We start from the raw sequence: 6101 nt of genomic DNA, 5'->3' as shown, positions 1-6101 counted from the left end.
GACGCTCGGGGGGTCCCGGGGGGTGGCCCCGGCCCCTGGGGGGACGCCGGGGGCACGGGGGTATGGTGCCGCGGGCTCCCCTCAAACCGCGGGTCGGGTGGAGTTCGAGGGGGATCGAACTCCACCGGACCGGCGTCTTCGTGTCCGGACCGCGCGGTGCCTCCCGGGCTCCGCGTCAGCGCCCGCTGACCCGCCCGTGCAGCAGCAGGGACAGCGCCGAGTGCACATCGTCTATCGACCGCTCCGGCTGGAACGCCTGCCAGTCGAGGGCGGCCACCAGCACCATGCCGACGAGCGCGGCCGCCGTCAGCGGAATGTCGATCTCCTCGCTCAGCTCGCCGTTGCGGACGCCTCCCCTGAGCACGTCCTCGACGACGGCCACGGCCTCCTGACGCACCACCAGGAGCGTCGCCTGCCAGGCACGGTTGGTGCGCCAGAGCTCGGCGACGTACAGCTGGGTGAAGGCCGGGTAGCGGTCGATGAAGACCAGGCCCGCCCGGATCATCGCGTCCAGGGCCTCCACCCGGGTGCCGCCGCGCTCCTCGGTCTCCTCCGACGCGGAGCGCAACGAGGCCGTGAGCAACCCGACCCCGTGCCGCAGCAGTTCCTCGAACAGCTCGGTCTTGCTCTTGAAGTTGTAGTAGACCGTGCCCTTGGCGACCCCGGCGCGCTCGGCGATCTCGTCCACCGTGGTGGCGGAGAACCCCTTCTCGGCGATGAGGGTCACCGCTGCCTCGTAGAGCTTCTGCCGGGTGGCCTGGCGGCGCGTGGTGCTACTGCTTTCCATGCGGTCGATTCTCACAGGTCCGGGCGCGCTCACAGACTGAGCTCCGGATGCAGCCGGTCCAGGGTCCATACCTGCTTGCGCCGCGCGGAGACGGCGGTCAGGGCCAGGGCGCCCGCGGTGAACGCCGCCAGGACCGCGCACGCCTGCCAGACCGGGCCGAGGCCGCCGCCGGTGATCAGCCGGCGCAGCCCCTCGACGATGTAGCTCATCGGCAGGAACGGGTGGATCGCGCCGAAGAATCCCGGACTCGTCTGGACCGGGTACGTTCCGCCCGCCGAAGTCAGCTGGAGCATCAGCACCGCCAGGACGAGGATGCGCCCCGCTGCTCCGAAGCGGGCGTTGAGCCACTGCACGATCGCGGCGAAGCAGCAGGTCACCAGTGCCAGGAAGCCGATCGTGGCAGCGGGGTGGGCCATCTGGAGGCCGAGCCCCCAGTGCAGTACGGACATCAGCGCGGCGACCTGGAGCACACCGATCGCGACGACGGGCAGCCAGCCGGCGAAGGCGATCCGCCAGGCGGAGGCCCCGGCGGCGAGCGCCCGCCTGTTCAGCGGCTGGATCAGCATGTACGCCACCATCGCGCCGACCCAGAGGGAGAGCGGTATGAAGTACGGGGCGAAGCCGGTGCCGTAGTTCGGGGCCGCGTGCAGGGACGAGGACGCCAGTTTTACCGGGTCGGCCATGACGCCCGTACGCGCGTCGCGGTCCTTCTCGGAGTAGTCGGGGATCTTGCCGACGCCGTCGTTCAGTCCCTGGGCCAGGGACGCCGATCCGTCGCCGAGCCGGAAGAGCCCGCTGTCCAGGTCGGTGGCGCCGGTCTTGAGCTTGCCGACGCCCGTGTCCAGGTCCGACGAGCCCGTCTTCGCGGTGCCCAGGCCGGTGTGGAGTGCGTCGGCGCCCTTGGCGACCTTGTGGGCGCCCGTGTTGAGCGCGTTGATCTTCGAGACCGCGGACTCCAGGTCGGTGTCCAGGCTCGGCGAGCGCTTCGCGAGGACTTCGGCCTGCTGCTGGAGCGTCGTCAGATGGCCGCGGAGCTTCTTCAGGTCCCCGTTCTGGTTCTTGACCAGCGCGTTCACGTCGTCGGCGACCTCGGCGACATCGGCCGCGGCCGTCACGGCCCGTTTCAGTGGCGGACAGACGCCGGGATCGGGCAGAAGCTCGTCCTCGCACTGGGTGCGGTGGACCTCGGTGAGTTCGTCGGCGGAGGTGTGGGCGGCGGTGGCCGCGGTGGGCGCCGCCTTCACGAGCAGGTCGAGGTTGTCCCGTACGGTCTTCGACGAATCGGCGACCAGCCGGGCCGTGTCGCCGATCGCCTTGCCGTTGTCCTTGAGGAACGGACGTACGTCGGCGGCGATGCCGTTGACCTTGTCGGCGAGGAGCTGGGTACCGTTCGCGACCTGCCTGGAGCCGGTTTCGAGGTCGCCCGCGCCCTTGTCAAGCTTGGTGATCCCGCCCGCCAGCCTGCCGCTGCCCGCTTTGGTGTCCTTGAGCCCGCTCGCGAGGTCCTCGGAGCCCTTCTTGGCCGTGGAGATCCCGCCCTTGAGGTCGTCCGCCCCCTTGGCCGCCTTCTCGGTGGCGTCATGGATGTCGGAGAAGGAGACGAAGATCCGGTCCAGGAACCCGCGGGAGGCGTTCGTCGAAGCCGCCGTGCGTACCTCGGAGAACACCGTCCGGGAGATCTGCCCGACGATGTAGTTGTTCGCGTCGTTCGTCCGTACCTGAAGCGCGCCCGTCTCGGGGGAGTCGCCCGAGCTGGAGGCGATCCGCTTGCTGAAGTCGGACGGCATGGTCAGCGAGAGGTAGTACGTGCCGTCCTCGACGCCCCGGCCGGCCTCGGCGGAGCTCACCTCGTGCCACTCGAAGACCTTGGAGTCGAGCAGCTTTCCGGTGATCTCGTCCCCGGCGGCGAGGCGCTTCCCCGAGACGGTCGCTCCCTTGTCGTCGTTGACCAGCGCGACGGGGATCTTGTCGAGGCGCCCGTACGGGTCCCAGAACGACCACAGGTACAGGGCCCCGTACAGCAGGGGCAGCAGCAGGAGCGCCACCAGCGCGGCGCGCGGCAGCTTCCCCCTGCCGAACCGCTTCAGCTCAAGCGCGGCCAGTTTCGGCGATCGCATCGGCCGTCCCCTCCTCGGTCGTGGTGTTGGTACGGACGGTGAGTGCGCCCTCGGGGGCCTCGCTGCACACGGCGAGCACCGTCGTGCCGTCGTCGGCGATGGTGCGCAGCAGCGCCCAGGCGTCGGCGCGCTCGGCGTCGGAGAGCTTGAGGTCGGTGTCGTCCACGGCGAGCAGCCGCGGGCGGGCGATCAGGGCGAGGGCGATGGACAGGCGCAGCGCCTCCAGCCGCTCCAGATCGCGTACGGAGGTCCGTTCGGCCTTGGGCAGGGCGGCGAGGTCGAGCCCGGCCGCGTCCAGGGCGGCGTCGATGCGGGTCCGCGCGGCGGCGGCCCGTTCGGCGCGGGGCCGGAGCAGCGTGCGCAGCGAGCCGTCGAAGCGGCGCTGGAGCAGGGCCCGCTCGCGCAGGTGCTCGGCGACGGTGAACGCGGGGTCGAGCTCGCTGACGCCCGGAACCGGGCCGAGGGCGCTGATCCGGCGGACGGCGGCGAGCTTGCCGGGCATACGCAGGCCGCCCGTCTCGGCGTGGCCCTCCGTGGAGCGCATCCGGCCGGTGAGCGCGAGGAGCAGACAGGTGCGCCCCGAGCCGGACGGACCTTCGACCGCGAGGAGCGATCCGGGCTCGGCGGTGAAGCCGACCCCCCGGAAGGCCCAGCCGCGCGGTCCCCTGAGTCCGAGATCCTCGGCGCTGACGGCTGCCCCGTGCGGGCTGTCCACAGACCCTCCCCTTTTTGAACTGACCAGTCAGTGCAAAAACTTAGCGGGAACTCGCGATCGAAGCAAAAGCCCAGGTCAGGGGTGGATCAACCGGAATTGTCAGTGGTGACCGTCACGATGGATACAGACGGCCACGAAACCGTCACACGACGACAGGAGGTTCGTCATGGCCAGCTCGTCCGCAGCCGCCGCCCCGCGGCGCCGCCCAGGCAGCCCTGCCCCCTCACCGACCGGTCCGGCAAGCGACGTCCACCCCGTGCTGCGCCGCGCCACGGCGCCGCCCGCCGCCCTCGACCTGCTCGCCAAGGCCCGCGGCGGCCTCGACGAGGCCGCGATCCTCGACGTGCCGAACGAGCGGTACGCCACCGCCCACCTGGCGGCGCTGCGCACCGCCGCGGCCGTGCTCGCGGCCCGTGGCCGCCCCGAGACCAGCAGAAGGCGCCGGGAGCGGATCCGCAGCGCCTGGGAGGTCCTGCCGGAGATCGCCCCGGAGCTCACCGAATGGAGCGCCCTGTTCGCCTCCGGGGCCGTCCGCAGGGCCCGCGCGGAAGCCGGCATACCGGGGGCGGCCACCCGTCGTGACGCCGACGATCTGCTCCGCGACGCCGCGATGTTCCTTCGGCTGGTCGAACGGCTGCTGGTGCTCCAGCCGGCGCTTCCCCAGCCGAGAAAGGGGCGGACCGAAGCGGGGTGACCGGGGCGGCGGCGCGAGGCAATAGGGTGGACGGACCCGTACCACCTGCACTGTTCACGCTCCGCCCGTCAGTGGCGGCACCGTGCCGAGGAGTCAACTGCCGTGTCGGACCAGCCGCGCCCCCGCGCCTCCCTCCGTACCGCCGTGGTCTGGGAGGTCCTCAAGGACGCTCTCGACCGTCGGGTCAAGGCGACCGGCAGGGACACCCTGGATGTTCTGGACACCGGCGGCGGCACCGGCAACTTCGCGGTGCCCGTCGCCCGGCTGGGCCACCGGGTCACCGTGGTCGACCCCAGCCCCAACGCGCTGTTCGCGCTGGAGCGCCGCGCCGCCGAGGACGGTGTGGCCGAACGGGTCAGCGGGGTCCAGGGAGACATCCTCGGCCTGTTCGACGTGGTGGAGCCCGGCGGCTACGACGTGGTGCTGTGCCACGGCGTCCTGGAGTACGTGGACGATCCGGCCGAGGGCGTGCGGAACGCGGTGGACGCGCTCCGCCCGTCCGGCGCCCTCAGCCTGCTGGCCGCCGGGCTCGGCGGCGCGGTCCTGGCGCGGGCGCTCGCCGGTCACTTCACCGAGGCCAGGCGCGCCCTGAGCGACCCGGCGGGCCGCTGGGGCGACGGCGACCCGGTGCCCCGCCGCTTCAACGCCGACCAGCTCACCGAGCTGGTCGGCGCCGCCGGTATGGAGGTGGGAGCCGTCCACGGCGTACGGGTCTTCGCCGACCTCGTACCGGGCGTCCTGGTGGACACCGAACCGGGTGCCGTCGAGGCGCTTCTCAAGCTGGAGGCCGCCGTGGCCGAACTGCCGTCTTTCCACGCCGTCGCGACCCAACTGCACGTTCTGGGCGAGAAGCGCGCCTGATCAGCGACGCAGGCGCAGACGGAGTACGGCTCCAGGACCCCGATCGGCGCTCCGGCCCCGTATGATCGGGTGACACCATTCGGCATGACGGATCGGACGCCGGGGAATCTACGCCTCAGCAGACGAACCGACATGGCGGTCCGGACTGGCTAATGGCTACAGGGCGGGTTTCACGGGGGCGAATCCCTGCCTATCCTGGAAGGGCCGCATACCGGTCGCCCCCCGCGGCCGACGACTAGGAGGACTCCGTGCCGCTCTCGGAGCACGAGCAGCGAATGCTCGAGCAGATGGAGCGAGCGCTGTACGCCGAAGATCCCAAGTTCGCGACAGCGCTCGAGGGAAGCGGGCTGCGTACGTACACCCGACGACGGGTCTACCAGGCGGTCGCTGGCTTTCTGGTGGGTATCGCGCTCCTCATGGCCGGAATGGTCGCCCAGCAGATCTGGATCAGCGTGGTGGGGTTCCTCGTCATGCTGGGGTGCGCCGTGCTCGCGGTCACCGGGTGGCGCAAAGCGCCCAAGCCCGGGGAACAACAGCAGGCGGGGAGCGGGGCGACAGGCGAACGCCGACAGCCCAAGCAGCGCCGATCAGTGATGAACCGGATCGAACAGCGGTGGCAGCGCCGCCGTGACGAACAGGGCCAATAAGCACTTCCGCCCCGGGAGCATTTCGGGAACGGACTGAAGACGTGACGCCGAACACTTATGGGTGAGGGGCGGCCGCATTTCTGCGGCCGCCCCTCAGCTGTTCCCTGTTCCCTGTTCCTGTTTCCTGTCCGTGTCCGATGAGCCGGCCCGCGCCCCCCCGGGCCGGGGGGGCGGGGCGCGGTGAGCCACCCGGGGGGGGGGGGCCGCGGTATACGCCCGCCCCCCCCGGGCGTGCCCGGGCGTCCCCCCCCCCGCGGGGGGGCGCCCCCCCGCCCCCCCC

At 71.6% G+C, this 6101-nt stretch carries 6 protein-coding genes; 3 read left to right on the top strand and 3 right to left on the bottom strand.

All coding sequences use genetic code 11. From position 1 onward, the window contains the following. Positions 1-175 precede the first annotated feature (175 nt). Genes ACFWSK_RS37225 through ACFWSK_RS37215 form a run of 3 tightly spaced genes read right to left on the bottom strand, consistent with a single transcriptional unit; the run spans position 176 to position 3619 of the window. Positions 176-787: a TetR/AcrR family transcriptional regulator gene (locus tag ACFWSK_RS37225; RefSeq protein ID WP_383796488.1), complete on the bottom strand. Its 612-nt coding sequence runs from the start codon at positions 785-787 to the stop codon at positions 176-178. Positions 788-816: 29 nt separating this feature from the next. Next, positions 817-2904, bottom strand: a complete 2088-nt coding sequence (locus tag ACFWSK_RS37220) for a YhgE/Pip family protein (RefSeq protein WP_383796485.1) — start codon at positions 2902-2904, stop codon at positions 817-819. Beyond that, positions 2876-3619 (bottom strand): ATP-binding cassette domain-containing protein, encoded by a 744-nt coding sequence (locus ACFWSK_RS37215; RefSeq protein ID WP_383796482.1) that lies wholly within the window; start codon positions 3617-3619, stop codon positions 2876-2878. Before ACFWSK_RS37215 ends, ACFWSK_RS37220 begins: the two co-directional genes overlap by 29 nt. A 166-nt stretch (positions 3620-3785) precedes the next feature. On the opposite strand from ACFWSK_RS37215, the gene ACFWSK_RS37210 reads away from it, so the two are divergent. From ACFWSK_RS37210 to ACFWSK_RS37200, 3 genes are all read left to right on the top strand, one after another. Then, positions 3786-4313 (top strand): SAV_6107 family HEPN domain-containing protein, encoded by a 528-nt coding sequence (locus ACFWSK_RS37210; RefSeq protein WP_383796479.1) that lies wholly within the window; start codon positions 3786-3788, stop codon positions 4311-4313. Between the two features lie 102 nt (positions 4314-4415). Continuing rightward, positions 4416-5174 carry a methyltransferase gene (locus ACFWSK_RS37205; RefSeq protein ID WP_383796476.1) on the top strand — a complete coding sequence of 253 codons (759 nt, stop codon included), beginning with the start codon at positions 4416-4418 and terminating at the stop codon, positions 5172-5174. A 248-nt stretch (positions 5175-5422) separates the two neighbouring features. Next, positions 5423-5821 (top strand): DUF3040 domain-containing protein, encoded by a 399-nt coding sequence (locus ACFWSK_RS37200; RefSeq protein ID WP_383796473.1) that lies wholly within the window; start codon positions 5423-5425, stop codon positions 5819-5821. Positions 5822-6101: the final 280 nt, after the last annotated feature.

Origin of the sequence: Streptomyces sp. NPDC058620 (genome assembly GCF_042717135.1) — a bacterium.
GTDB lineage: Bacteria > Actinomycetota > Actinomycetes > Streptomycetales > Streptomycetaceae > Streptomyces.
This window is presented reverse-complemented; position numbering and strand designations above follow the sequence as displayed.

Bases quoted from the DNA above. Each gene is read 5' to 3' on its own strand.
- ACFWSK_RS37225 (WP_383796488.1), bottom strand. From the start codon at position 787: ATGGAAAGCAGTAGCACCACGCGCCGCCAGGCCACCCGGCAGAAGCTC.
- ACFWSK_RS37210 (WP_383796479.1), top strand. From the start codon at position 3,786: ATGGCCAGCTCGTCCGCAGCCGCCGCCCCGCGGCGCCGCCCAGGCAGC.
- ACFWSK_RS37220 (WP_383796485.1), bottom strand. From the start codon at position 2,904: ATGCGATCGCCGAAACTGGCCGCGCTTGAGCTGAAGCGGTTCGGCAGG.